Origin of the sequence: Phyllobacterium sp. (genome assembly GCF_037994425.1) — a bacterium.
In the GTDB taxonomy this organism is placed as follows: domain Bacteria; phylum Pseudomonadota; class Alphaproteobacteria; order Rhizobiales; family Rhizobiaceae; genus Phyllobacterium.
In genome coordinates this window covers 1-22,441 of the sequence record NZ_JBBNAM010000109.1, presented here as the reverse complement: position 1 = coordinate 22,441, position 22,441 = coordinate 1, and the positions used below count along the sequence as shown (strand labels likewise).

Annotated in this window: 26 protein-coding genes and 2 pseudogenes; 14 read left to right on the top strand and 14 right to left on the bottom strand. The window is 59.3% G+C overall.

Going from position 1 to position 22,441, the window contains the following annotated elements:
• The 6 genes and pseudogenes from AAAB35_RS07995 to pqqE all read left to right on the top strand — a co-directional run.
• A pseudogene (locus AAAB35_RS07995) lies at nt 1-209 on the top strand (PQQ-dependent catabolism-associated CXXCW motif protein); the annotation flags it as partial.
• Between the two features lie 78 nt (nt 210-287).
• Complete coding sequence (locus AAAB35_RS07990; RefSeq protein ID WP_113280421.1) at nt 288-383, top strand: pyrroloquinoline quinone precursor peptide PqqA; 96 nt, start codon at nt 288-290, stop codon at nt 381-383.
• Between the two features lie 115 nt (nt 384-498).
• The gene (pqqB, locus tag AAAB35_RS07985) at nt 499-1,437 is read left to right on the top strand and encodes a pyrroloquinoline quinone biosynthesis protein PqqB (RefSeq protein ID WP_340667695.1); all 939 of its coding nucleotides are present in this window, start codon (nt 499-501) and stop codon (nt 1,435-1,437) included.
• The gene (pqqC, locus tag AAAB35_RS07980) at nt 1,434-2,189 is read left to right on the top strand and encodes a pyrroloquinoline-quinone synthase PqqC (protein ID WP_340667694.1); all 756 of its coding nucleotides are present in this window, start codon (nt 1,434-1,436) and stop codon (nt 2,187-2,189) included. Before pqqB ends, pqqC begins: the two co-directional genes overlap by 4 nt.
• Complete coding sequence (gene pqqD / locus AAAB35_RS07975) at nt 2,186-2,485, top strand: pyrroloquinoline quinone biosynthesis peptide chaperone PqqD (protein WP_340667693.1); 300 nt, start codon at nt 2,186-2,188, stop codon at nt 2,483-2,485. The genes pqqC and pqqD overlap by 4 nt, the downstream gene beginning before the upstream one ends.
• Nucleotides 2,482-3,606: a pyrroloquinoline quinone biosynthesis protein PqqE gene (pqqE, locus tag AAAB35_RS07970; RefSeq protein WP_340667692.1), complete on the top strand. Its 1,125-nt coding sequence runs from the start codon at nt 2,482-2,484 to the stop codon at nt 3,604-3,606. The genes pqqD and pqqE overlap by 4 nt, the downstream gene beginning before the upstream one ends.
• Here pqqE and AAAB35_RS07965 read toward each other — a convergent pair.
• The 6 genes from AAAB35_RS07965 to AAAB35_RS07940 are packed head-to-tail and all read right to left on the bottom strand — an operon-like array spanning nt 3,596 to nt 8,672.
• The gene (locus AAAB35_RS07965) at nt 3,596-4,228 is read right to left on the bottom strand and encodes a hypothetical protein (RefSeq protein ID WP_340667691.1); all 633 of its coding nucleotides are present in this window, start codon (nt 4,226-4,228) and stop codon (nt 3,596-3,598) included. The two genes, pqqE and AAAB35_RS07965, sit on opposite strands and share 11 nt — an antisense overlap.
• The gene (locus AAAB35_RS07960; RefSeq protein ID WP_340667697.1) at nt 4,225-5,082 is read right to left on the bottom strand and encodes an ABC transporter permease; all 858 of its coding nucleotides are present in this window, start codon (nt 5,080-5,082) and stop codon (nt 4,225-4,227) included. Before AAAB35_RS07960 ends, AAAB35_RS07965 begins: the two co-directional genes overlap by 4 nt.
• 5 nt (nt 5,083-5,087) lie before the next feature.
• Nucleotides 5,088-5,894, bottom strand: a complete 807-nt coding sequence (locus tag AAAB35_RS07955) for an ABC transporter ATP-binding protein (protein WP_340667689.1) — start codon at nt 5,892-5,894, stop codon at nt 5,088-5,090.
• Nucleotides 5,895-5,929: 35 nt separating this feature from the next.
• Nucleotides 5,930-6,427 (bottom strand): hypothetical protein, encoded by a 498-nt coding sequence (locus AAAB35_RS07950; protein ID WP_340667687.1) that lies wholly within the window; start codon nt 6,425-6,427, stop codon nt 5,930-5,932.
• A gap of 28 nt (nt 6,428-6,455) precedes the next feature.
• Nucleotides 6,456-7,430, bottom strand: coding sequence for a YVTN family beta-propeller repeat protein (locus tag AAAB35_RS07945; RefSeq protein ID WP_340667685.1), 975 nt, complete (start codon nt 7,428-7,430; stop codon nt 6,456-6,458).
• Nucleotides 7,431-7,451: 21 nt separating this feature from the next.
• Entirely contained in the window at nt 7,452-8,672 is a 1,221-nt protein-coding gene (locus AAAB35_RS07940; RefSeq protein ID WP_340667684.1) for an ABC transporter substrate-binding protein, read from the bottom strand.
• Between the two features lie 174 nt (nt 8,673-8,846).
• Here AAAB35_RS07940 and AAAB35_RS07935 point away from each other — a divergent pair, with 174 nt between their 5' ends.
• Genes AAAB35_RS07935 through AAAB35_RS07915 form a run of 5 tightly spaced genes read left to right on the top strand, consistent with a single transcriptional unit; the run spans nt 8,847 to nt 13,221 of the window.
• Nucleotides 8,847-10,043, top strand: coding sequence for a (5-formylfuran-3-yl)methyl phosphate synthase (locus tag AAAB35_RS07935; RefSeq protein ID WP_340667682.1), 1,197 nt, complete (start codon nt 8,847-8,849; stop codon nt 10,041-10,043).
• Nucleotides 10,040-10,675, top strand: a complete 636-nt coding sequence (locus AAAB35_RS07930) for a dihydroneopterin aldolase (RefSeq protein WP_340667680.1) — start codon at nt 10,040-10,042, stop codon at nt 10,673-10,675. The genes AAAB35_RS07935 and AAAB35_RS07930 overlap by 4 nt, the downstream gene beginning before the upstream one ends.
• On the top strand, nt 10,672-11,223 hold the full coding sequence (locus tag AAAB35_RS07925) for a flavoprotein (protein ID WP_340667679.1): 552 nt from the start codon (nt 10,672-10,674) through the stop codon (nt 11,221-11,223). Before AAAB35_RS07930 ends, AAAB35_RS07925 begins: the two co-directional genes overlap by 4 nt.
• The gene (locus AAAB35_RS07920) at nt 11,216-12,616 is read left to right on the top strand and encodes a DUF6513 domain-containing protein (RefSeq protein ID WP_340667678.1); all 1,401 of its coding nucleotides are present in this window, start codon (nt 11,216-11,218) and stop codon (nt 12,614-12,616) included. Before AAAB35_RS07925 ends, AAAB35_RS07920 begins: the two co-directional genes overlap by 8 nt.
• The gene (locus AAAB35_RS07915; RefSeq protein ID WP_340667677.1) at nt 12,613-13,221 is read left to right on the top strand and encodes a DUF447 domain-containing protein; all 609 of its coding nucleotides are present in this window, start codon (nt 12,613-12,615) and stop codon (nt 13,219-13,221) included. Before AAAB35_RS07920 ends, AAAB35_RS07915 begins: the two co-directional genes overlap by 4 nt.
• Here the strand turns inward: AAAB35_RS07915 and AAAB35_RS07910 are convergent.
• Nucleotides 13,212-14,291, bottom strand: coding sequence for a hydantoinase/oxoprolinase family protein (locus AAAB35_RS07910; protein ID WP_340667676.1), 1,080 nt, complete (start codon nt 14,289-14,291; stop codon nt 13,212-13,214). The genes AAAB35_RS07915 and AAAB35_RS07910 overlap by 10 nt on opposite strands.
• Nucleotides 14,292-14,319: 28 nt before the next feature.
• Between AAAB35_RS07910 and AAAB35_RS07905 the strand changes: the two genes are divergently transcribed.
• Complete coding sequence (locus tag AAAB35_RS07905; RefSeq protein ID WP_340667675.1) at nt 14,320-15,024, top strand: HisA/HisF-related TIM barrel protein; 705 nt, start codon at nt 14,320-14,322, stop codon at nt 15,022-15,024.
• A gap of 132 nt (nt 15,025-15,156) precedes the next feature.
• Here AAAB35_RS07905 and fae read toward each other — a convergent pair whose 3' ends face one another.
• The 7 genes from fae to AAAB35_RS07870 all read right to left on the bottom strand — a co-directional run bounded on the left by fae (nt 15,157) and on the right by AAAB35_RS07870 (nt 21,563).
• The gene (gene fae / locus AAAB35_RS07900) at nt 15,157-15,663 is read right to left on the bottom strand and encodes a formaldehyde-activating enzyme (protein WP_340667674.1); all 507 of its coding nucleotides are present in this window, start codon (nt 15,661-15,663) and stop codon (nt 15,157-15,159) included.
• A gap of 154 nt (nt 15,664-15,817) precedes the next feature.
• The gene (locus AAAB35_RS07895; RefSeq protein WP_340667673.1) at nt 15,818-16,681 is read right to left on the bottom strand and encodes a triphosphoribosyl-dephospho-CoA synthase; all 864 of its coding nucleotides are present in this window, start codon (nt 16,679-16,681) and stop codon (nt 15,818-15,820) included.
• Complete coding sequence (locus AAAB35_RS07890; protein ID WP_340667672.1) at nt 16,678-17,592, bottom strand: RimK family alpha-L-glutamate ligase; 915 nt, start codon at nt 17,590-17,592, stop codon at nt 16,678-16,680. The genes AAAB35_RS07895 and AAAB35_RS07890 overlap by 4 nt, the downstream gene beginning before the upstream one ends.
• A gap of 11 nt (nt 17,593-17,603) precedes the next feature.
• Nucleotides 17,604-18,563 carry a methenyltetrahydromethanopterin cyclohydrolase gene (gene mch / locus AAAB35_RS07885; protein WP_340667671.1) on the bottom strand — a complete coding sequence of 320 codons (960 nt, stop codon included), beginning with the start codon at nt 18,561-18,563 and terminating at the stop codon, nt 17,604-17,606.
• Nucleotides 18,560-19,687 (bottom strand): ATP-grasp domain-containing protein, encoded by a 1,128-nt coding sequence (locus AAAB35_RS07880; RefSeq protein ID WP_340667670.1) that lies wholly within the window; start codon nt 19,685-19,687, stop codon nt 18,560-18,562. Before AAAB35_RS07880 ends, mch begins: the two co-directional genes overlap by 4 nt.
• Entirely contained in the window at nt 19,665-20,561 is an 897-nt protein-coding gene (locus tag AAAB35_RS07875) for an NAD(P)-dependent methylenetetrahydromethanopterin dehydrogenase (protein ID WP_340667669.1), read from the bottom strand. Before AAAB35_RS07875 ends, AAAB35_RS07880 begins: the two co-directional genes overlap by 23 nt.
• 36 nt (nt 20,562-20,597) lie before the next feature.
• Nucleotides 20,598-21,563 (bottom strand): beta-ribofuranosylaminobenzene 5'-phosphate synthase family protein, encoded by a 966-nt coding sequence (locus AAAB35_RS07870; protein ID WP_340667668.1) that lies wholly within the window; start codon nt 21,561-21,563, stop codon nt 20,598-20,600.
• Nucleotides 21,564-21,667: 104 nt separating this feature from the next.
• Here AAAB35_RS07870 and AAAB35_RS07865 point away from each other — a divergent pair, with 104 nt between their 5' ends.
• Entirely contained in the window at nt 21,668-22,057 is a 390-nt protein-coding gene (locus tag AAAB35_RS07865; RefSeq protein WP_340667667.1) for a 4a-hydroxytetrahydrobiopterin dehydratase, read from the top strand.
• 84 nt (nt 22,058-22,141) lie between these two features.
• A pseudogene (locus AAAB35_RS07860) lies at nt 22,142-22,441 on the top strand (tungsten formylmethanofuran dehydrogenase); the annotation flags it as partial.

Below are 22,441 nucleotides of genomic sequence, written 5' to 3'. Positions count from 1 at the left end.
AAGCCTATTTTCGCAAGGGCCTAAGGTCTCAACTCGGGGATGACATCAACAGGAAGGTGATTTTCTATTGTATGGAAAACTGCTGGATGTCGTGGAACGCCGCCAAAAGGGCGGTGGAATGGGGATACAAATCAGTGATTTGGTATCCCTTGGGCACCGACGGCTGGATTGCCGCCAAGCAGGCCACACGAAGAAATGAACCTTACTAATTTCAATCCTGCGCCATAATGGCGTATGATGCCGGAGAAAGATCGGGAAATGATCTTTGATGTGAGAAGGAGGAAAGCATGAAGAAGACCTGGACAAAGCCAGTCATGTGCCAAGTTGCTGCAGGCATGGAACTTTCGCGGTACCTGCCAGCGGAACTGAAGGCCAAGAAATAGCCACATACCTCTCGCCCCACGCACTCTCTTAAGCGTGGGGCGGCCTTATGGTTCAATAGGATACTGGAGATTGGGTCATGACCCTCACCTCCGGGCGTGAGGATGTGTGCCTGCAATGCGTTTGAAGATCATCGGTTCAGCTGCAGGCGGCGGATTTCCGCAATGGAATTGCAACTATCGATTGTCTCGAGGCGCGCGCAGCGGCGGCGCAAATCTTCGTCAGCGAACCCAGTCCAGTCTCGCCGCCAGCGCAAATGGCATGGATTGGGTACTGTTCAACGCGTCCCCTGATATCCGCCAGCAGATCGCAGCAACGCCTGAACTTCAGCCGGATGCTTCAGGACCGATGCGCTCCACACCAATTCGCGCCGTCGTCCTGACAAATGCCGATGTGGACCATATTGCCGGCCTGCTCAGTCTGCGCGAACGCGAACCCTTCGCCATCTATGCCTCGGCACGCATCCTTGACGTGCTTGCAAGCAACTCGGTATTTAACGTGCTTGACCCTTCAATCGTCAAAAGGCGCACACTTGTGCTTGATGAGCCGACGCGGATCGGCGACGCCGACGGCAAGCCAACCGGGCTCGTTGTCGAAGCCTTTGCTGTTCCTGGCAAGGTCGCGCTTTTTCTGGAGGATCCGGACTTGGCCGCGCAAGGTTTCGGCACCGAGAAAGGTGATACGATCGGCCTTAGGATATCATCGCCCGATACGCGGCAGGCCGCCTACTATGTTCCGGGCTGTGCTGCTGTCGATCCGGGCCTGAGACGTCGGTTGTCTAATGCCGATTGCCTGCTCTTTGACGGAACCCTCTTCACCGACGACGAAATGATCACGGCAGGTGTCGGCACAAAAACCGGCGCCCGCATGGGGCATATGCATATGTCCGGCCCTTCGGGTTCGATGGACGCACTTGCCAATCTTGGTATCAAACGGCGGATCTATATCCACATCAACAATACAAATCCTGTTCTCGATGAAGCCTCCGCGGAACGTGCCGGGGTCGAGGAAGCGGGGTGGGAAGTCGCCCATGACGGGATGGAGGTAAGGCTTTGACCGATTTCAGCAATGCGGCGCATGGCCGCCTTTCGCCTGAAGAGCTCGAGAAGGTCCTGCGCGAGGTCGGTGCGGCGCGCTATCACAATCGTCATCCCTTCCACCACCAGATGACCGGCGGCGCGCTGACGAAGCCGCAAATCCAGGCCTGGGCGCTCAATCGCTACTGCTATCAGGCGGTCATACCGCGCAAGGATGCGATGATCATCGCGCGGGCCGAGGATCCGGAATTTCGCGCCGAGTGGCGCAAACGTATCGAAGATCATGATGGCAGCGACGGCTGGAACGGGGGTATCGCCCGCTGGCTGAAGCTTGCGACGGGGCTCGGCCTTGATGCGGAAAAGGTAAAAGGCCAGCGGCTGGCGCTGCCGGCCACGCGCTTTGCCGTGGGTGCCTACCTGTCGTTCTGCACCAACCGCACGCTGCTCGAGGCCGTGGCCTCGTCGCTGACCGAGCTCTTCTCGCCGGTCATCATTGGTGAACGCGTACCGGCCATGCTGGCCAAGTACGACTACGTCACGCCGGAAATCCTCGCCTATTTCGACAAGCGCCCGACGCAGGCATCGCGTGATTCCGACTTTGCCCTGGGCTATGTCATGCGGCACGCCGATACTGCCGAAAAGCAGCAGACTGTCATCGATGCGCTGGTTTTCAAATGCGATGTCCTTTGGGCGATGCTCGACGCTTTGGCGTACGCCTATGGCGAGGCAGGACATATCCCGCCGGGCGCCTTCGATCCGGAGATGCCATGATCGCAACGACCCGTGTCCGCTCGCTCGTGTCCATTAACTCAAGACCGGTCCTGAAGCGGCACGTCCGGCTACAATATGATAGAGTGCGTGCAGCGTGGGCCCTGCTTTCGCCCGAGCGGGTGTTCTGGCCCAACGAGGTCAGCCTCGATATCCTTCGCCTGTGCGACGGGCGCCATACCGTGGCTGAGATGATCGCCCTTCTTGGCGACCAATACGGAGCGGACGAAGCGGAAATTGCGCCGGATGTAACCGGCTTTCTGCAGGAGTGGTCCGACAAATTTCTGGTGACGCTATGACGCAACCCGTTCTACCCCCGATCGGCATGCTCGCGGAATTGACGCACCGTTGTCCGCTGCAATGCGCCTATTGTTCCAACCCGGTCGAATTGCTCAAGGCCAACCGCGAGATGGACACGCAAGGCTGGATCGCGCTTTTCGAACAGGCAGCCGACCTCGGTGTGCTTCAGGTTCACCTTTCCGGCGGCGAGCCGACCCTGCGGGCCGATCTTGCCGATCTCATTGCGTGCCTTTCGCGGCGGGGCGTCTATACAAATCTGATCACGGCCGGCGTCGGGATTGCCGAAGGCCGCGTTGAAGCCTTTGTCGAGGCAGGACTTGATCATGTCCAGCTCAGTTTCCAGGGCGCCTTCGCCGCGACGACGGAAAAGATCGGCAATGCGCGCGGCGCCCATGAGAAAAAGCTTGAAACGGCGCGGCGTATCCGTGCTGCGGGCCTGCCTTTGACCATCAACGCGCCAATTCATCGGCACAATATGCAAGAGGTACCGGACTTCATTGATCTTGCGTTATCGCTGGGTGCCGAGCGGCTCGAAATTGCCAATGTGCAATATGCCGGCTGGGCGCTCGTGAACCGCAATGCGCTGATGCCGGAGCGGGAAGCGGTTGAACGCCAGGTCGAGGTCGTTGAGGCGGCACAAGAACGGTTGCGCGGGATCATGACCATCGATTTCGTCACGCCCGACTATTTCGCGATATATCCGAAGCCTTGCATGGGTGGGTGGGCCCGCGATGCCTTCATGGTGGCGCCGGACGGCACGGTCCTGCCTTGCCACGCGGCCGCCACCATCAAAACCCTTGATTTCGAGCGCTTTGGCGATTGGAGTCTGAGCCGAATCTGGCACGAATCTTCCGCCTTCAATGCCTTTCGCGGCACCGACTGGATGCAGGAGCCGTGTCGCAGTTGCGAGCGCCGTGAGATCGATTGGGGCGGTTGCCGGTGTCAGGCCCTGGCGATTGCAGGCGATGCCGCGGCAACCGATCCTGCCTGCATCAAGTCGCCGCTGCATGCGCGTATGGGTGCGCTCATCAACGACGCGGTCAAGACCAAGACCTCGGACGGCAACCCGGATACGTTTACCTACCGGCGCATCGGCAGGGTCACCGAGCCTATGGCTTGACCAATGACTGACTGATGGTCTTCGCCAGGCCGTAAAGCCGCTGCTCGATGATGGTCGGAACCTCGCAGACGTAGGACAGGGACTGTACGCGTTCTTCAAAGATGCGCGTTTCCCATTTCAACCGCTCCTCCTGTCGGTCGAGTTCTTCCGGATCGGCATCGGGTTTGGCGCGCATTGCATCGACCACGGCGGCTTCCTTGCGCAGATCCTCCGCCATGTCGCGCTGTCGGCCGGCATAGCGCGAAATGCCGGAAATCACCTGTTCGCGTTCGCGGTTCAGCGTGTCGAAGACGCCTTGAAAAACCTGGAACAATTTGTCGTTCGCCTCGCCCTTGGGAAGACCGGCCGAAAATGCGACGATCTTTTTCTGCGCCACATCGAGCGGGTTGCGGCGGGCGGCAATGTCACTGATCAGATCTTCGATCGCCTGATCATTGGCCCAATTATTGGCGGCTTCGGGTAGCTGCGGCCCGTTCCACACCTGGCCGATCGAAAGCTCGGGGACCTTGCGCTGGACGCAAGGCCAGTCCGGATCGTTGCCTTGCGCAGCCTGAACCGGCAGCGGAAAGATAAATGGAAAGAGCATCGTTGCCGAAAGGGCGATGTTTCGCGCTTTTCTCACGTGTTTCCTCCGTCCTGCTTGCGAATGACGAGCCCTCGCGATGGGTCATAGGCAATAATTGCCCCGGTCATGAAGGCGAGCGCAAAGCCGCACACGACGGCGAGCGATGTCCATTCCACCTGCCCGTAGAAGGCAAAGCGCACCAGCTCGACGGCATAGGTAAAGGGATTCATCTGACAGATTCTGAAAAGCAGCGGGCTTGCCTCCTGCACGCGCCACAGTGGATAAAGTGCGGATGAGGCGAAATACATCGGGAAGATGACGAAGTTCATGATGCCGGCGAAATTCTCGAGCTGCTTGACAACCGACGAAAGCAGCATGCCGAGCGCGCCAAGCATCATGCCGGAAAGGAAGAGGGCAGGAAGGATGAGAACATAGCCGATCGGCGGCGCCTTCACGCCCCAGAACCAGGCAATGAACAGGAAAGCATAGACCTGCGTAATCGAAACGGCGACACCAGCTAAAAGTTTGGACACGAGAAGAAACCAGCGCGGAAAGGGGCTGACGAGAAGGGTGCGCATATTGCCCATCTCGCGGTCATAGACCATCGACAGGGATGATTGCATGCCGCTGAACAGGAGGATCATGCCGCAAAGCCCGGGTGTGATATAGACCTCATAAAGCACATAGGTCTGATAGGGCGGGATGATCGAGACGCCGAGGACCTGGCGAAAGCCGGCCGCGAAGATAAACAGCCACAGGAGCGGCCGCACCAGGGAGGAAATGAAACGCTCCCGCTGATTGAGATAGCGAAGGCCCTCGCGGACAAGAATTCCTTTGAGGCAGACGAGATATTGCATCAGGCCGAAGCGCTTGCGCGCCGCCAGGCGGGGAAGGGGAACGTTACCGGCCATGTCGGTCATGATTTATGGCCCGGTGAAAGGGTTACGATGCCCGTAAGCCGCGAGAAGGCTTCATTGATGGTCTCTGCCCCCGCCCGTTTGACAACGTCATGCACGGCGCCATTGGCGACGAGCTTGCCGCGATCAAGGACGAGCACCTGGTCGGCGTGGCTGACTTCATCGATGAGGTGTGTCGCCCAAAGGACGCTGATGCCCTCGTCATGGACGAGCTTGCGGATGTCGGAGAGGATCGTCGCGCGCGACTTGATGTCGAGGCCGACCGTTGCCTCGTCGAGAAGCAGCAGCGACGGCTGGTGCAGAAGGGCGCGCACGATTTCGACGCGGCGGATCTGACCGCCGGAAAGGCTGCGCGCCTTCTCGTGCAGGCGATCGCTCATGTCGATCGACATGAGCAGTTCGTTGATGCGCTGGTTTGCCTGTCGTGCCCCGATGCCGTGCAGAGCGGCATGATAGGACAGGTTCTGGTGTACGGACAGGTCAAGGTCGAGGGTCCGGGCCTGGAAAACGATCCCCAGGCGCCGCAGCGCATCGCCCGGCTTGCGATTTATATCGTGTCCGAAGACTTGGATGCGCCCGTTGCGGGTAGCAAAGAGGTGGCTGATCAACGAAAACAGCGTCGTCTTGCCTGCTCCATTCAAGCCAAGCAGGACGGCGAAGCGCCCGGGTGCAATCGAGAAGGATATGTCATCCAGCGCTTGCCGTTTGCCATAGGCGTAACTCACCGACGTCAGTTCCAGTGCCGGAACATTGGCTTCCGGCAAGGCTTTGCCTTCGATAGTGTTCAGTCCGGCATTTGTACCCATCGAGCTCCACCCTTGGTGCCGCATGCGATATCGCTCTACTTGACCGTAATCTTACCCTTCATTCCCTTGTCGGCAAGGTCGGGAATCGACCAGGTATATTCACCCGGCCGCACGGCGGTGAATTGAACGTTGATTGTCCCTGGCGAATCGAATTCGAGCCAGGCCGGCGCGCCGTTCATATGAACTTCGAGGTCGTTGATGACGATCTGGTTCATCCAGACATTGCGGAACAGATCGGTGAAGAACTTGTATTCGAACCCGGCGGCCGAGGTGATTTTCCAGCGGTAGCCCTGTCCGGCAACGAGCTCGAAATCCTTCTGGTTGACGGCAAAGTCGTCGGACTTCGAGCCGAGGATCAATTCCGGAACATTCTTGCTCGCACGCGTGACTTGGGGTGCCTTGGCCTGCATTTGCGCCTTGGGCTTGGATGCGGCCTGATCGTCATCGTCATCATCGGCCTGGGCAAACGCGAACGATTGTGCGACCACGATGCCGAGAAACGCCGCGAGGGCGACCGTCTTCAGTTCTTTCATGCTTTTGCTCCCGTGCTGCTTGTCATCTTTAGTTCGGCGCCACCACCACACCCCAGGGCAATTGCCCGACGGTGACCGACTTTATCGGCTCGTCCGTCGCCGTATCGATGAAGGTGATGTCATTCGAAAGTCCGTTGGTGCTGATGATGTTCTTGCCATCAGGGGTGAACGCCAGCTGCCATACGCGCTGGCCAACCAGAATATATTTCTCCACCTCGTAGGTCTCGGTGTTGATCACCGCCACGCGATTGGCCGGGCCGAGCGCCACATAGGCTTTCTTGCCGTCAGCGGTAATGCGGATGCCGACCGGCTGGATCTGTTCCGACCGCAGGCCCTGGATCTCGAAGGTGATCTTGTGCGTAACCTCACGTTTGGCGTTGTCAATGACAGACACGGTGCCGCCGACTTCAGCTGAAACCCAGACCTCGGAACCGTCGGGCTTGAACTGAGCAAAGCGCGGGCGTGCGTCGACGAGCACATTGTCGGTGATTTCATGGCTGGTCGTATCGATGAAATGCGCCATGTTTGTCGTTTCCGACGTGTTGACGATGGTCTTGCCGTCAGGGCTGACGCCCATACCTTCCGGCTCAACGCCAACGGGTATTTCGGAGATGACATTCTTGCCCTCAACGTCGATCACAGTAACGAGATTGTCGTCTTCATTGGCGATGTAGAGGGTTTTGCCGTCCGGAGAGAGGACGAAGAGCTCTGGATCCGGACCCGATGGCAGCGATCCCACGATTTCCCCTGACGCGGTGTCGATGATTTCGACCGTGTCATCGTCACTGGCGCAGACATAGACGAACTTGCCATCCTGCGAGATGGTAATGCCACGCGGTCTTTGCCCGACTTCGAGCGTCTTGACCACTTCCATCGAGGTAGAATCGACGACGGTTACGGTGTTGTCCTTCTCGTTTGAAACGTAAACCATGTTCGCCAGGCATTGCCCCGCAAACAAGGGCAGTGCCGCGACCGCGGCGAAAAGGCATAAAGGTCGTCGCATTCAGTCCTCCCATATTCCAATTCAGTTCAATTTACACTTGGTCTCCGGCCTGTCGATGCCGAGCGTGTCGAGCTCGGAGAATTGATGCAGGAAGCCTTCCTGCGGCGACGTTGACACCACCCCGTGGCCATCGCCGATCAGAACCGGCTGACGCAATTGCCAGTTCCAATTGCGGAAGGTCAGCTTCTGCCCCTTGAACGCCGCAATCGAAAAACCATCCGACTTGATGTAGTCCTCGACCATTTTGGGGTCATTGCCCTTGGTGCGAGTGACCGCTTCGCCAAGAATGCGCACCGCAGTCCAGGCCTGCATGTCCTTTGACAGCATCCGGCGACCCGTCGTCTTGGCGAAACGGTTCTGGATTTGCGACCCCCCCCACTGTTCACTGGCAGGGTGCCAGCTTGAGGCCACGAGACCGGCGGTGCCCGCCACCGGGCGCGGTGTCCACGTTCGATAGGGTACATAGCTGCCGAAGACTTCGCTTTCGTCTGCAACGATCACGACGTCGTGTTCAGGCAGGTTCTGGGTGAAGACCGGCATCTGTTTCTGCACCTGGATGACGCCGGTATCGGTCCTTCGGGCTGTGCCCTTGTCCTCGTAAAGCCTCTCCTCGACGATGGTTGCACCGAACCGCGTTGCGGCGCGCCGGATGGCATCGGCATAGAGCTTGTCACGATCGTGGGAGCCGTAAAGCAGCACCCACTTGCGCCACTGCTTCCACACGAGATATTGCGCAAGGCCGTCGGCGAGCATCGAGCGTGTGGGCGCCGTGTGGAACACATTGGCGCGGCACTCCTCTTCCCGCAGGGCGTCGTCGGTTGCACCGACATTAAAGAGAATCGCGCCGTTCTCCTTTGCAAGGTCAGCGATTGAAATGAGTTGCCTGGCCGAAATGTCCGTCAGGATAAAGCGGTCGCCGCGTGCAAGCATCTCCTTGAAACTTTGGACCACATCGGCCTCGAGCTTGGTCTGCGTGACATCGAGGGCGAAGGACTGGCCGACGAACTTGCCCGTTGTATTGTTGTCATTGATGGCGACATTGGCGCCGGCTATGCCTTCGTCGCGCGGTGGTATGTCGAGCACCGAGAGCGCCAGTTGCGGCTCATATGCGCGCAAGTAACCGATGCGCACATCCACCGTCGGTTTTGCTGATTGATCGGATTGTGTCTCCTGCGCGCACAAGGCAGGGACGTTGACGAAGAGCAAAAAAAAGCCGAATAAAAACACAAGAGTGTTTGGCACCAAACTCTTCATGATCCATACCATTCAGATTTGCCGCCATTCGCATCATGGCGGTCGCTTAAGAACAGAGGTGCCCAGAGTGTTTTTAAACAAGCCTGTTAAAATCTCAACCCATCGTGTCAGCTTTTCTCGCGCCGCCGTTGATGGGGTGTGCGTCCGTTCAGGAGCCGCGCTATGACGGAGATGTTGGCCAGCGTGAGGGACCGCCAGGAAGCCGAGATCGTCTTCCTGAATGGGGCTGATATTATCGACCTCAAGGACCCGGCAAACGGCGCACTCGGTGCCGTAGAACTATCCAAATTATTGGAAGTAAAAGACTATATCGCCGGGCGCCGGCCGCTGAGCGCTGCATGTGGCGATCTGCCGATGCATCCGGACACCATCCGCCGCGCAGTCGAGGACGTTGCCGCAACCGGTGTTGATTATCTCAAGGTCGGGCTCTTTCCCAACGCCCAGCTCGATGCCTGCATCGAGGTGTTGAAGCCGCTCGCAAAGCACGGAAAATTGATCGCCGTTCTCTTTGCCGATCACATTGATGCGTACGACGACAATCTCGTCGAGAAACTGGCGGCGGCCGGCTTCTACGGCGTGATGATCGACACGGCCGACAAGGCTGCGGGCCGCCTGCTCGACCACATGACGCCGGATCAAATCGGCCATTTCATCAAGGGGTGCCATGCTAACGCACTGATATGCGGTGTTGCAGGATCGCTCGAGGCGCCCGATGTTCCACGGCTTCTTGCCTTCAAGCCGGATTTTCTCGGCTTTCGTGGTGCCTTGTGTGCCGGGCTCAGCCGCAACTCTCCTGTCGATGCGCAGGCGACGGCAAGAATACGCGGCCTCATTCCGGAAACGGAGGGGCTGCGCGCACCGCCCGGTGTCGACTACAAACTGCTCGCCGCGCGCGGCTATTTTCCTGATCCCGCTGAAGCGGGGCTTGGTACAGACAAGATCTTCGTCCGGGACTTCGTCCTTCCCGTCCATATCGGCGCCTATAGTTTCGAACACGGAAAGAGCCAGAAGGTCCGCTTCGATGTGACAGCCGATGTGCTGCGTGTGACACGCAATCCCGAGGACATGCGCCATGTCGTTTCCTACGACCTCATCATGGACGGCATTCGGACGATTGTCGCGCAGGGACATGTCGAACTTGCCGAGACCCTGGCCGAGCAGGTGGCTGCGTTCGTTTTGGACAATCCACGCGTGACCCGTGTCGTCGTGCGGGCCGAGAAACTTGAAATCGGGCCGGGCGGCGTCGGCGTCGAGATTGAGCGCAAGAACGATGTGAGAAATTCGGCCAGGGCAAGGCAAACGCCGAGCAAGACCGACGAGGTGCGCGCGCATGGAGGCAGGAAAGGCGCCTCTTCATGAAACCACTCGTCGTGAAGCTCGGGGGAAGCACAGCGGGAAAGGCGCAAATGCAGCGCTGGATCGACGCCTTGGCAAGCGCGGCTCTGCCACTCGTCGTCGTTCCCGGCGGCGGCCCATTTGCTGATCAGGTGAGGCTGGCACAAAAGCAGCTCGGCATCTCGGATGATGCGGCACACGCCATGGCGATCCTTGCCATGGACCAATTCGGCATCGTGCTTGAAGAGCGCGCCGCGCGGCTGCAACGCGCCCGGACAGAAGGCGAAATCAGGCACGTGCTCGCTGCCGGCCTTGTTCCTGTCTGGCTGCCTTCGACCATGACCATTGGCGCGCCGGATATTGCCTGTTCCTGGGATGTGACCTCAGACTCGCTCGCCGCCTGGCTGGCGCGACAACTTGGCGCAAAATCCCTCCTTCTCATCAAGCAGACCGATGAACATCGCCACTGTTCAACCGTCACCGATCTTGCCGATGCGAGAATTGTCGATGCGATGCTGCCCGAGATGCTTGCGCGGGACACCGAACTTTACGTCGCCGGGCCGCAAGCGCTGGCAAAATTGAATTGGCCCTTGGCAACGATCCCCGGACACCGGATCATGCGGCGCAGAATCGCCGAAGAAATGGGTGCTCGATGACACGACTTCATACGCCGCGCTGGGCCTGGGCCCTTACCGGCTCGGGCCATTTCTTCATCGAAAGCTTCGAACTGATCGGCACGCTCGAGCATTGCGACATATTCTTATCGAAGGCGGCCAATGAAGTGCTGCGCATGTACGGGCTGAAGCTTGCGTTTCCCGAAACGATGCGTGTGCTGCACGACAAGACGGCAAGTTCCATTCCGATCGGCGGATTCTACCATGGGGTCTACCACACGGCGGTGATCGCGCCTGCAACGTCGAACACGGTGGCCAAATGCGTTGCCGGCATATCGGATTCACTCCCGACCAATGTCTACGCCCAGGCCGGAAAATGCCGCGTACCCTCGATCGTCTTTGCCTGCGACACCGCGCCGGAACTGGAAACCATGGCGCCGGGCGGCATGGTCAAGGTCTATCCACGGCCAATCGACCTTGAAAACACCGATCGTCTCAAGGCATATCCGCGTACCAAGGTCGTCGAATCGCTGGCTGAACTAAAAACCATCATCGCGCAGCGCCAACGGGAGATCGCCGGTGATGGCTGAGCACCTGCTGTTCCTGACCGGGCATCTTGCGCGCTCGCGACTGGAGCGGGTTCTCGAGGACCTTAAGGAGACGGCCTTTTCCTATGAGATTGTTGATATCGGCGTGAAGGTCGCCGCCCTGATGACGGAAGAGATCATTTCACGTCGCCTGAAGCCGCCCCTCGTTGCCGAACGCGTGATCCTGCCGGGGCGCTATCGCGGCGATCTGCAGCGGTTGACCGACAGGTTCGGCGTGCCCTTTGTCCGTGGACCGGATGAAGTGGCCGATCTTCCCGTCTTCCTCGGCAGGGTCGGCAAGCCGGTCGATCTTTCGAGACACGACATGCGTATCTTTGCCGAGATCGTCGATGCTTCGGCGCTGAGCCTGGACGCGCTCGTTAAGCGTGCCGAGAAACTCGCTGCCGCCGGCGCCGATGTGATCGATCTGGGCTGCCTGCCGCAAACGCCCTTTCCGCATCTTGGCGAAGCTGTTGCCAGCCTGAAGGCAAAAGGCCTTCAGGTAAGCGTTGATTCGGCCAGTCTTGAAGAACTTAGGACCGGCGCTGCGGCTGGTGCCGACTATCTGCTCAGCCTGACCGAGGAGACGATCGGCCTTTTCGTGAAATACGGCGCGACACCCATTCTCATTCCGGCATCGCCCGGGGATCTCGATTCGCTCGGCCGGGCTGTTGATGCGGCCGAGGCGGCAGGTATTTCCTTCATTGCCGATCCGGTGCTCGACCCGGTTCATTTCGGCTTTGCTGCTTCCCTTGCCCGCTTCATCGAAGCACGAAGGCGTTGGCCGCACATTCCCATGATGATGGGGACAGGTAACCTCACCGAACTCACCGACGCTGATTCCTCAGGGGTTACAGCACTGCTTGCCGGACTTTGCTCCGAACTTTCGATACAAAACGTCCTCGTCGTCAATGTCAGCCCGCATACGGTTCGCACTGTCGAGGAGCATGATCGGGCCCGCCGCGTCATGTTTGCGGCCAAAAGCGATCATGCCCTGCCGCGTGGCTACGATGCCGGGCTGTTGCAGATCCATGACCGCAAACCCTATCCACACAGCATCGAAGACATAGACATGCTGGCGGCGGATGTTCGCGATGCCAATTTTCGCATCATGACGGCGCCCGATGGTGTTCATATCTTCAACGGCAAGGGCCACCGGAGAGCACACGATGTCTTCGAACTTTTTCCCGAGCTCGGCGTTGAGACTGACGGCGCGCACGCATTCTATCTCGGCGCGGAGCTGACGAAGGCGGAAATCGCCTGGAAACTCGGCAAGCGCTATGCGCAGGACGAGCCCCTTGCATGGGGTGTCGCCGCGCCCGAGAAACAGGAGGATCGCACGAGGTTGGCCGAGGCCGGGCACACGTTGCGGACAAAGAAGGATGTGGCGCCATGACCTACATCAGGGAAACCATCGTAACGACAATCGACAAGCAGGGGACGGTGCACATCGCTCCGCTCGGGATCATCGAGGAGGGCGACAAATGGATCATCGCGCCGTTCCGCCCGTCGAAGACACTGGAGAACCTTTCGGCAATCCCCTATGCCATCGCGAACTATACCGATGACATGCTGGTGTTTGCCGGATGCCTTACGGGAAGAAAGGATTGGCCCACCGTTCCCGTGAAGGGTTGTCAGGTACCCCGTCTTGAGTCTGCGCTCAGCCATTCGGTTCTTAAGGTCGTTGCGGTCAATGACGATGGGCGGCGGCCGCAGCACCTTTGCGAAATCGTCTCGGAGGAAACGCATGCGCCCTTCACGGGTCTCAACCGCGCCAAGGCGGCGATACTGGAACTTGCGATTTTGGTCAGTCGGCTGCACATGCTGCCAGCCGAAAAGATCGATGCGGAGATCGCCTATCTTTCGATTGCGATCGAAAAGACGGCCGGACCGGATGAACAAGAGGCGTGGTCGTGGCTGATTGCGCGGGTAAAAGATCACCGCGATGCTGCCGATGCAAAGGGCAAGAATGCCGTGCACCATGAGCACCATCATGGCTGATCAAAAAGTTGACCAAGATGCAGGGAGCCGAGGAGGGCCACGGCAGCAGCAGGCGCTGCCTTGCTCGCATCATCGCGCGCCGCATCGGTGGCGGGGATGAGAGACCCGAAATCCAGGTAGGGCCGTTCGAGGCGTGCGGCGAGACGCTTGATCTGCGGCCGTCCGATACCCGCGCCGACGACGGGCGCGAGCCGATCAGCGGCGATCCCGCGCGCCACGCGAAAGGCACCGTCATGGATCATGCGCAACTGGTGCTCGCTGAACCAGCGGGTTATATCAATCCATTCGTCGATTTCGAGGTCGGCACTGTCGCGGCCAACCATTCGCGCCAGACGCGCGATAGAGCCCGCTACAGATTTTGCCTGACGGTCCGCGGCGGGATACTTGTCATCTGCCTCATCCAGTGTCCCTAATATCCGCCCGAGATCAGCAGTATTGGCGAAATATTCGTTCATTAACGGCGTCAGCCGTCCTTGCACCGGAACCAGTGCGGCGATGCCGATAAGCGCCGAGCGGGCAGACCCCGTATAGACCAACTCGCCCGTCAAAAGCCGCTCGGCGTCGCTATAGCCTTCATTGGCAACCTGGCCCGCCTTGAAGGCAAGAATGTCGGTGGTGGTCGAGCCCATATCGATGAAGAGACCCGTATCCTTGAGCTTCGCGCTGAGCGATGCGCTGGCGTGCCAATTGGCCGAGGCGATGTCGCGGCCAAGACCACGCGCGGTCGAAACATCGCAAAAGCCCGCCCGGCCGGCATAGATGAGCGTGTCTTTGCTGCCGAATTCCGCTTCGATAAGATCGATCAATCCGGCAATCCCGGCATCGCGCGAGGCAAACGTATCGGAGAGTTCGCCGGTCATCGTGAAGACGTTGACGCTTCCCGCCACCCGCAGCGGACCCATCTCACGCAGGGCTTGACGCAACTGGTCGACGCCGAGCCACAGGGGCGTCTTCATGATCGTTGCCGAGACGATCTCGCCGTTGAGGCATTTTGCCTGCTTGAGATGTGCGCCGCCCAGATCCCAGCCGGTGACCAGGGGCTTTCCTTCGTTGGCAAATCGGGATTTCATGGTGCTCTCATCACGTGGAAACGACCCTGTGCATATCATTCCGGTCCTCGACATAAAAGACGGGCGCGTTGTTCGCGCACACATGGGCAACCGTGGTAACTATCACCCCATACAGACGCCGCTGAGCCCCACCGCTGAGATAGGCGACGTCACCAGGGGCATCCTTTCGCTTTATCCGTTTCCCACCTTCTACGTTGCCGATCTTGATGCAATAGGAAGGCACCACCGGCCGCTTCACCTTACTTCACAGCTGCAATCAGCACTCGGACAATCGGACATCTGGCTTGATGCGGGGTTCTGCACCAGAAACGACGTTGATCAGGCGCTGGAAATCGATGGAATTGTTCCGGTGCTTGGCTCGGAGTCCCAGAGCGATATGGATCTGTTTCAGGCCACCGGCCTTTACTCGCGCACCGTTTTGTCGCTCGATTTTCGCGGCGAGGCGTTTGTCGGCCCTGAAGCAATCCTTGCTGACGCACAAAACTGGCCCTCCAGGATCATTGTCATGACACTTGGCCGCGTCGGCGCAGATTCGGGCCCCGACTTCGATCGGCTGGACGACATTAAGCGCCGTGCCGGTAATCGGGCTGTCATCGCCGCAGGCGGTATTCGCAATAGCGGCGACCTGAAGCAGCTCGAGACCATGGGGATAGAGGGGGCGCTTGTCGCCACATCGCTCCACAACGGTGCGCTCGCCGCGGCGGCGATCGCATCGGTGATGAAGAGCAGTTGAACAATCATGGAACGTTCGAGGAAGAGGGAATTCCTCTTCCTCGAAACCTTAAAAGCCCAAGAGTTTTGCCAACCGGCGCAGCAGGCCATCCGGTTCGACAGAGGGCGCGCTCTGTGCGGGGTTGTCTCTTGTCTAAGCGCTGAACGGATGCTTAACGGAATCGCGCTGGGCGGTTGCTTCCGCAGCCGTTGGCTTGCCCGTTACTGCACGCTGGATTGCTTCCTTGGTGGCGCGATAGTTGAAGTCCTGGATCTTCGCGTCGCTTTCTGCCTCCCAGTGGATGAAAACGCCGACGCAGATGAAGATATCGTCGGCCTCGTCCGCCGGAATCGTTCCGTCCGCAACGCTATCCTGAACCGCCTTGGCGACAGCGTGCTGTGCCGGTCCGAACATCTGGACCGCCTGCTTGGCGCCCTTGATCGTCACTTTGTTGAACAGGATCGTGTTCGGCTTGCACGCAAGATTGGGAGCGATAACGGCAAGAAGGGAGGTGAAACCATCCTTGTTGTTCGTCAACGCATTGCAGAATGCCGTCTCAACGGCGCTGCCACGCGGCCCGATCAAAAGATCGATATGCGCAACTTCATTTCCGTCGCCAATCAGCGACTCGCCAACCATAACTTTGTTGATTTTCGCCACAGCCTATTTCCTCCCTATAGCGGTCCCAAATGGTTCGTCCAAAGATGCCGCACCTCGAGACACGACGCTCGATGGACAGCTATCCTTGTTCGCAGCACCCTTGAGTTGGGGGTCGGTTGGCCAGATAGCAGCGGATGAAATCCACTAACGAAATTCAATCATTTACCTGGCGAATATGCAAGACCAAGTTGAGTTGTAGCGCAAAAAGGGTTGCAACGGTGAGGTCCGCGGACGTTCCAGGATTAATGCCATCATTCTTGAGCTCGGCGTCAAACGCGAGGAGGAGTTTTTCCCGCTCCGTCCCCTTGGTGAGGGCTTTGACGCGCTCGAGGATCGCTGCGGCTTGCCTGCGAGTTTTCTCCGCCCGCCTCTTGCCGAATTTGCGCACGATGTGGCTGTCGGCAAATGCGGAAAGGTAGTGGAGATAGACGAAAACGACCGGCCACATCTTCTCTTCACCGCGTTTTATCGCCGCATCGTGGGCAGCAAAGCCTCCCTCGAAGATATCGGCAAAACCGGTGGCGTATTGACAGGCAATCATGTCCCGGTTCGCCGCTTCGCGCATCGCTTCTAGAAGCGTGACCTCGGGCTTGTTGGCGACATCGTGCCTTCGAGCAGAACCGAGGCCGCCCGGCTGCGCCAGAACGATTGCCGCGAACGCCTGGCGGGCATCCTCGATGTCAAGACCATCGAGTATGGCATTGAGGGCAAGGCGCAGATCCAAACCGCCGCTTTCTGCTGCTTTTGCCAAAGGTGCACATAAGAGAACAATGCCGAGATTGGTGTTGGTCCCAACCTTCTCACGCGTCGCCCAGACGGCGGCAAGGATACGCTCGCCAATGCAAAGGGCCGGATCTGCTATTGCCGCGGACGATGCCTGCGCGCTGTCAAAGAACTCGGCTGCCTTCATATTGTGACCATCGGCGAAGCGGTGCACATTTCCGGGTTTGAGCGCATCGATTTCATGATAGCAGGCGTCGATATAGGCCCGTCTTATAAGTTCGCGTCTCGAGGTCACGCCGCAGGTCTTTCATCGAGCGCAGGCGCGATGCGGGCCGCAAGGGCGCTGGCGACGTGATCGGCGATGCGCACCGGCACGACCGATTGCAGGCCGGTCCAGGCCGGCATGCTGTTGACCTCAAGTACGAGCAGGCGCCCGTCTGCGGCGGGTACGATGTCGATGCCGGCAAAATCGGTTCCGATTGCCGCCGATGCGGCGAGCGCCAGGCTTTCCAGCATCTGGCGCACGGGTCCAACGACCGGTTCGGCTTTTGCGCCCTTGGCCATGTTGGTGACCCAGCTCTCGGCGCGGCGCGCCATCATGCCGAGCACTTCACCGGCGCAGGTGAATATCCGGTAATCACTAAAGGGGGGTCCAGCGTGCGCAACGTAACGCTGGAGGTAATAAACGTCATCGACATCTTGCGGTGCCGGCAGGTCGTCAACAGTCCTTATCAGGCGAAGTCCCTTGCCTTGCGATCCGAACAACGGTTTGAGCACCAATGGACCATGGCCGAGTTCGCGTTGGGCAACCTCGCGTGCATGGGCGAGGGTTTCGACGGCAAACGTGTGCGGTGTCGGCAGGCCCGCATGCGCCAGGAGAAATGTCGTCGTCGATTTATCGACGCACCGCTCAATGGCCTTTGCCGAGTTCCACACCGCAACGCCACTTTCGGCAAGGGCATGCAGGATGCCGAGCCGGCGGGTAATGGCCTCGAACGAACCGGACGAAACAGAGCGAACAATGACGCCAGCAGGCAGGGCGCCATCCATGCCCGGAATCGCCATACCCGAGGCAAAGCGGGTATCGAAGGCGATGTCGGCAAGATGCAATGCCAATACGCTGAATCCGAGGCGTTCGAGCGAAGATTGCAATTGCCTTACCTGCCGATCGGCGCGGTCGGATAGGATCAGGATCGTTTCTGCCATTGATTGTCGTCTCATCCCAGGGATTGCTCGAGCATTGCTTCGTTGCGGCTGCCGCTGCGAAAGGTATCGCCGGTTTCGACTGCCGTGACGATGACCTCAGCGGGGCTGAAGAGGTGCGGATCAATCGCGTAGAAGTCACCCTTGAAAGCCTTGAATATCTCGGCAAAGGGCTGTCCGTAATCGCGTGAGCGGTGGCTCGGCAATTGCTCGGCAAGCTCACGCGCTGCTTGCGAACTGCCGCGAACGTAGAGCTGGACGATACCGCCGTAGATAATGGCGTCATTGGTGCGGCCCATGGCCTTGAGAAAGTCCGGATGTGGGGCCGGTATCGGTGCCCGCCCCGCGCCATCCACAATGGCATCGAGCGGGAATTTCAGGTCGTGGGCCTTATGCAGGGCAACTTCCAGCACACGGCCAACGATCTGCATAGACCCGGTCAGGCTTTGTGTCGGCGCATAGATGAAGGTCAGCTGCGAAGGATCGAGGTTCGTGGCTTTCGATACTTTCTCGACAATTTCTGTAGGAGGTGGCGTTGCGGTTTCCAGCATCACCACCGACGATTGCGCATCAGGTTCGCGGTAGTCGATATCCGCAAAAAGGGGCTCGACCCGAGCAAGAGCCCGCACGGGCCCCGAGCCCATGGCGAAGTATTTCTCGTGGGAAAGATTCCATCCGGCATATTGGCTGGCAAGGCAGGCGAGAACCGGCTGCGATGAACGCACGTCGACCGAATAGGGCCATTTGGCCAAACTACGGTCAAGGCCCGCCGACACCGTGCCAAGTCCACCCATGCAGATTTCGACGATGCGCAAGCCCGCCTCGATGCCGCCACGCGTCTGCGCCCCGGCGTCAATCAAATGTTCACCAAGACTGCCGCGGCTATGGCTGATCCCGAGCCGGTCGGCGTCATCGATCATCGCCTCGGTGATCCGTTGCGCATTCCTGTTGAGATAGGCATGACCGTCCCTCATGCGAAATCCTCCTCCCAATTCATCGCCAATGCCCTGACGCTCTTCTTTACGGCCCGTTCGGCAGCTCTTGCCGAAGACGCCGAGGCAAACACCGTACAGACCGGATCCCCGGCATCGAGTGCAGTTCCGGGCATCTGGTGATCGGCCGTCATTGCCGGCCAGGCGACCGGCGGAAACACCCTGATTGGCCTTCTGGCATAGGCGATTGCCGAAGCGGCCGACCCACCATAAGTCGGCACTGAAATGGCCGCGCCCGCCACCGCGCGCACATGTTCGCGGATCAGCGGCGTCGCCTCACTGTCGAAGATATCCAGTGTTGCGCCCGGACGCGGGTTGATCTCGATAAGGGTGAGGCCGCGCTCACTTTCGATGAAATCAGCGCTGCACAGGCCAACGAGGCCCGCTCGTTGCGTCAGGGCACAGAGCCAGGCTTCGGCATCAGCCGCCCGTCCTCGGTCGTAGCGGCAGAGCCGGACCGCGCCACCATAGCGAAAGGGCGCTCCCCGATGCGCAGACGGCCACTGCCGGCTGAATCCGACGATATGGGCTGAAATGCCGTTTGCGAGGAAAAGCGCAGACAGGTTCTTCCCCTTCACAAAACGCTGGAAATAGGATTCGTTGCCCACCGCATGGCCATTTGCTCGCTTGACATGCGATCCGCCGGCACCACCGCCAAGCTTTGTCAGCCAACCGGTGGCATCCAGCGGACGCTCGAAGCGGATTTCCGGATGTGGAATGGCAAGTTCACGGCACAGGCTCGCAAGTTGCGCGGGGCCCTTCACCCGCCGGATCGTTGCCGCATCATTGCCGGCAACCACAAACCGCTTCGAGATCGCCTCAATCATCTCGGGTCGGCGCTCAAAGCCCGAACCGTAAAGGAAGGCGACGGGATCATCGTCGCCGGCAAGACGGGCAAGCGTTTCGACGATCGCATGCGGATCAATGCCGGCCTCAAGGCTGCCGGAGAGTTTCACCGCCCGTTCCGCAAGCTTGAGCGTATCGGCATCGTTAAAAAGATCAGCAATGAGCGGTCGCAAGCCGGCGCGGCGCGCGGCGGCCGCCAGCGAGCGCCCGGAAATCGCCGCAATCAGGACCGCGGCATTATTTGGCAAGGTCGCGAGCAAGTGTGAAAGCGTCCCGGAAATCAAAGATGACGGGCTTCCTGGCCTTGATCATCTGTTCGAACAGACCAGCCTGCGTCTTGTATTTGACGTTGCCGATGGAGAGCGGACCAATGCCGACAGCCTGTGTCGCATCGAGCGGTTCGCCATTGGCATTGACCTTGAGCCCTTCGATGCCGGGCGGTGGCACCGCATTCACGTCGGCGGCGACAAGCAGCCCGCCCGCCGATCCGAGTTGCGCTCTCGACAGGACCTGCACGCCGGCCTTAGCGGCGGCGAGCACCACTTCGGTTCCACGCACGATTGCCGATTTATGGGCCTCTGTCGAACCGTCTGCGGGTTCAACTGTCACGTCGAAGCGCTCCTTGATGGAAGCCGCGATCGCGGTGACGCGATCGATACCGTCATGTCCGACGATGGTGACGCTGGCACCCTCGCTGGCAGCGATGACGGCGGTGCAGTAGCCGACGACGCCGGTCGCGCCGAACACCGCGACGGCGGTGCCGGCGAGGCCGCGATCATGATGTTTGACCAGCGCCTTTTCTACTTTGGCGACCATGGCTGCCGCCGTCGTGAACGAGCCTGCTGGGTCGGCAAAGACCGAGACCTCGAACGGCGGCACCATAGCTTGCTTTGCCGCATCGAGCATGTCGAGGGCGAGGGGGGCATCCTTGCCGGCGATGAAAATTCCGGTTGCCACGCCCGCGTCGGGTGGACGCGAAAAGATCGCATCCTGAACGAGGTTTCCGACATCGCAGAGGCTGACGTCCGTATAAGGAATGGCGGCGTCATAGCCGGCATCGAGCGCCATATTGACGTCGAACGGACTCATGTGCCGAAGCGGTGTCAGCATGTGAAGGATCGTTTTGCGGCTCATCTTGCCCGCTCCTTTCTGGCTGTGGCGCCCATGAATTCAAGCCCTGGCGAGATTGAGAGCGCTGTGCGTGATCTCTGCGCCCGCATTCCTGCCGGCAACGATGCGGATCGTCGTGCCGGGCGTGCGCCCGCCGATCGCGCCAACGATGCGTTCTGCCTCGGCCTGTGTCGGCGCGAAGGCAAAACCGGTCGGCCCCCAGGAACTTTGCCCTATGCCGAGGGCTCCTGCATCGGCAAGCCGGTGAAGTGTTGCCTCGACCTTACGGCTCGTGAATACGCCCCCCTGGGCCGGCGCGAAATAGCTGCCGATCTCGCTCTGGATGGCTTCAACGCCGCGGGCGAAGGCGCCAAGATCCTTGTCCAGCAATGCCGGCATGATACTAAGCAAAACATTGCGCGCGATCGATGCGGAGGTTGCGACAGGGAAGGGAGGAAGCATGCGGAAGGCCTCAAGCTCGGCCTCGCCGTGAATGCCTTGCCCCGATTGGTCGAATACAAGAATGATCCGCCAGGCGCGGGGAAATCTAAACCGGGCAACGACCGTCGGAGCCCGATCAGTTTGACCTTTTCCCGCATCGATGATGACGCCGCCCTCTTCGAACGCGGCAATCCCGATCCCCGAGCGCGAACCGCGCTTGAGAAGGATCGCATCATTGGCAGGATCAAGCGGCAGGCCATAAAGGGTGCGCAATGCGGCCGAAACCGCAAGGGCAATCTGCGTGCCGGAACCAAGGCCGATGTGGCACGCGATTGTCTGTTGTACGCTGATCCTGTGGTGCCCCTTGATACCGAGATGCACACACAATGTGTCGAGGTGCTGATTGATCCGCGCCTGTTCGTCACCGATGACATGGGTCTCAGCCGCACGGGAAATAGTCAGTATCGTTGCAATATCTTCGATCGGTAAGCCAATGCTTCCAAACCGATCGTCGACCGAGCGGGGTATGTCGAGAAAGCCAAGATGCAGGCGGGCCGGGACTTTGATAGTGACGGATTCCGACATTTGCTTATTCTTTACACAATCTCAAAAATCGGGCCCTGCGCTATGATATCGTCTTTCGAACCGGGCGCAAGCAGGATGCGCGACGAAATAAGGGAGTTATGCGAATGACTGATGAATCGAAGGCCAAGGAGCGCGTCTATTCGGAAAGCGAAATTGTCGAAAGGCTCAAGCAGGAACTGCCACACTGGCGCTATGAGAACGGCTGGATCCGCCGCAAATACAAGACCCACAACTGGAAATCGACCTTGATGGTCATCAACACGATCGGGCACTTGGCAGAGGCGGCCTGGCATCACCCAGATCTTAAGGCGTCCTACGCCTGGGTCGAGGTCCTTTTGATGAACCATGCGGCCAAAGGTGTGACCGACAAAGATTTCGAACTCGCCAAAAAGATCGAAAGCGTCGTCCAATGGCAGCCCGGCAAGGAGGCGGGATCACTGGAGGGAACGCCGCAAACGGACCAGCGCTTCGCCTATGTAAAATACGACGATTGATCGCGTGATTTTTGCCTGGCGTCAGGGTTCACAATCGAAAAAGAAGTAGCTAAGCTTATCCTTGGCACCAGAAAGTTGCGGAATATGTCGGTTGCATGGATTGGCAGCCAGCCGGTACCCTTGATGGATGCGATACAGATTGCTGCAAGGCTTCTGGTATCAAGCCGCTGTCCCGTTTTCACCATCGATGCAGACGTCCATGGTACGCGTAGTGCAATTGCGCTCGCTGAGCGACTGGGCGGGGCCTACGATCATCTTTTTGGCGAGACCCTGGCTGGCGAAGTTGCGCTCTTCACCGATCATGGTGCAATGACGACGACCCCCGGCGAGGCGCGCCGCCGCTCCAGCCTCATTGTTCTCGTCGGCGAGATTCCCGTTTGCCAC

Coding starts and splice junctions, on each gene's coding strand:
- AAAB35_RS07915 (WP_340667677.1), top strand. CDS start 12,613: ATGACCTACATCAGGGAAACCATCGTAACGACAATCGACAAGCAGGGG.
- AAAB35_RS07950 (WP_340667687.1), bottom strand. CDS start 6,427: ATGAAAGAACTGAAGACGGTCGCCCTCGCGGCGTTTCTCGGCATCGTG.
- AAAB35_RS07990 (WP_113280421.1), top strand. CDS start 288: ATGAAGAAGACCTGGACAAAGCCAGTCATGTGCCAAGTTGCTGCAGGC.
- AAAB35_RS07870 (WP_340667668.1), bottom strand. CDS start 21,563: ATGTCGGAATCCGTCACTATCAAAGTCCCGGCCCGCCTGCATCTTGGC.
- AAAB35_RS07935 (WP_340667682.1), top strand. CDS start 8,847: ATGACGGAGATGTTGGCCAGCGTGAGGGACCGCCAGGAAGCCGAGATC.
- AAAB35_RS07865 (WP_340667667.1), top strand. CDS start 21,668: ATGACTGATGAATCGAAGGCCAAGGAGCGCGTCTATTCGGAAAGCGAA.
- AAAB35_RS07890 (WP_340667672.1), bottom strand. CDS start 17,592: ATGGCAGAAACGATCCTGATCCTATCCGACCGCGCCGATCGGCAGGTA.
- pqqB (WP_340667695.1), top strand. CDS start 499: ATGCGTTTGAAGATCATCGGTTCAGCTGCAGGCGGCGGATTTCCGCAA.
- AAAB35_RS07945 (WP_340667685.1), bottom strand. CDS start 7,430: ATGCGACGACCTTTATGCCTTTTCGCCGCGGTCGCGGCACTGCCCTTG.
- AAAB35_RS07875 (WP_340667669.1), bottom strand. CDS start 20,561: ATGAGCCGCAAAACGATCCTTCACATGCTGACACCGCTTCGGCACATG.
- AAAB35_RS07920 (WP_340667678.1), top strand. CDS start 11,216: ATGGCTGAGCACCTGCTGTTCCTGACCGGGCATCTTGCGCGCTCGCGA.
- AAAB35_RS07955 (WP_340667689.1), bottom strand. CDS start 5,894: ATGGGTACAAATGCCGGACTGAACACTATCGAAGGCAAAGCCTTGCCG.
- pqqE (WP_340667692.1), top strand. CDS start 2,482: ATGACGCAACCCGTTCTACCCCCGATCGGCATGCTCGCGGAATTGACG.
- AAAB35_RS07910 (WP_340667676.1), bottom strand. CDS start 14,291: ATGAAATCCCGATTTGCCAACGAAGGAAAGCCCCTGGTCACCGGCTGG.
- pqqD (WP_340667693.1), top strand. CDS start 2,186: ATGATCGCAACGACCCGTGTCCGCTCGCTCGTGTCCATTAACTCAAGA.
- mch (WP_340667671.1), bottom strand. CDS start 18,563: ATGAGGGACGGTCATGCCTATCTCAACAGGAATGCGCAACGGATCACC.
- AAAB35_RS07925 (WP_340667679.1), top strand. CDS start 10,672: ATGACACGACTTCATACGCCGCGCTGGGCCTGGGCCCTTACCGGCTCG.
- AAAB35_RS07960 (WP_340667697.1), bottom strand. CDS start 5,082: ATGGCCGGTAACGTTCCCCTTCCCCGCCTGGCGGCGCGCAAGCGCTTC.
- AAAB35_RS07930 (WP_340667680.1), top strand. CDS start 10,040: ATGAAACCACTCGTCGTGAAGCTCGGGGGAAGCACAGCGGGAAAGGCG.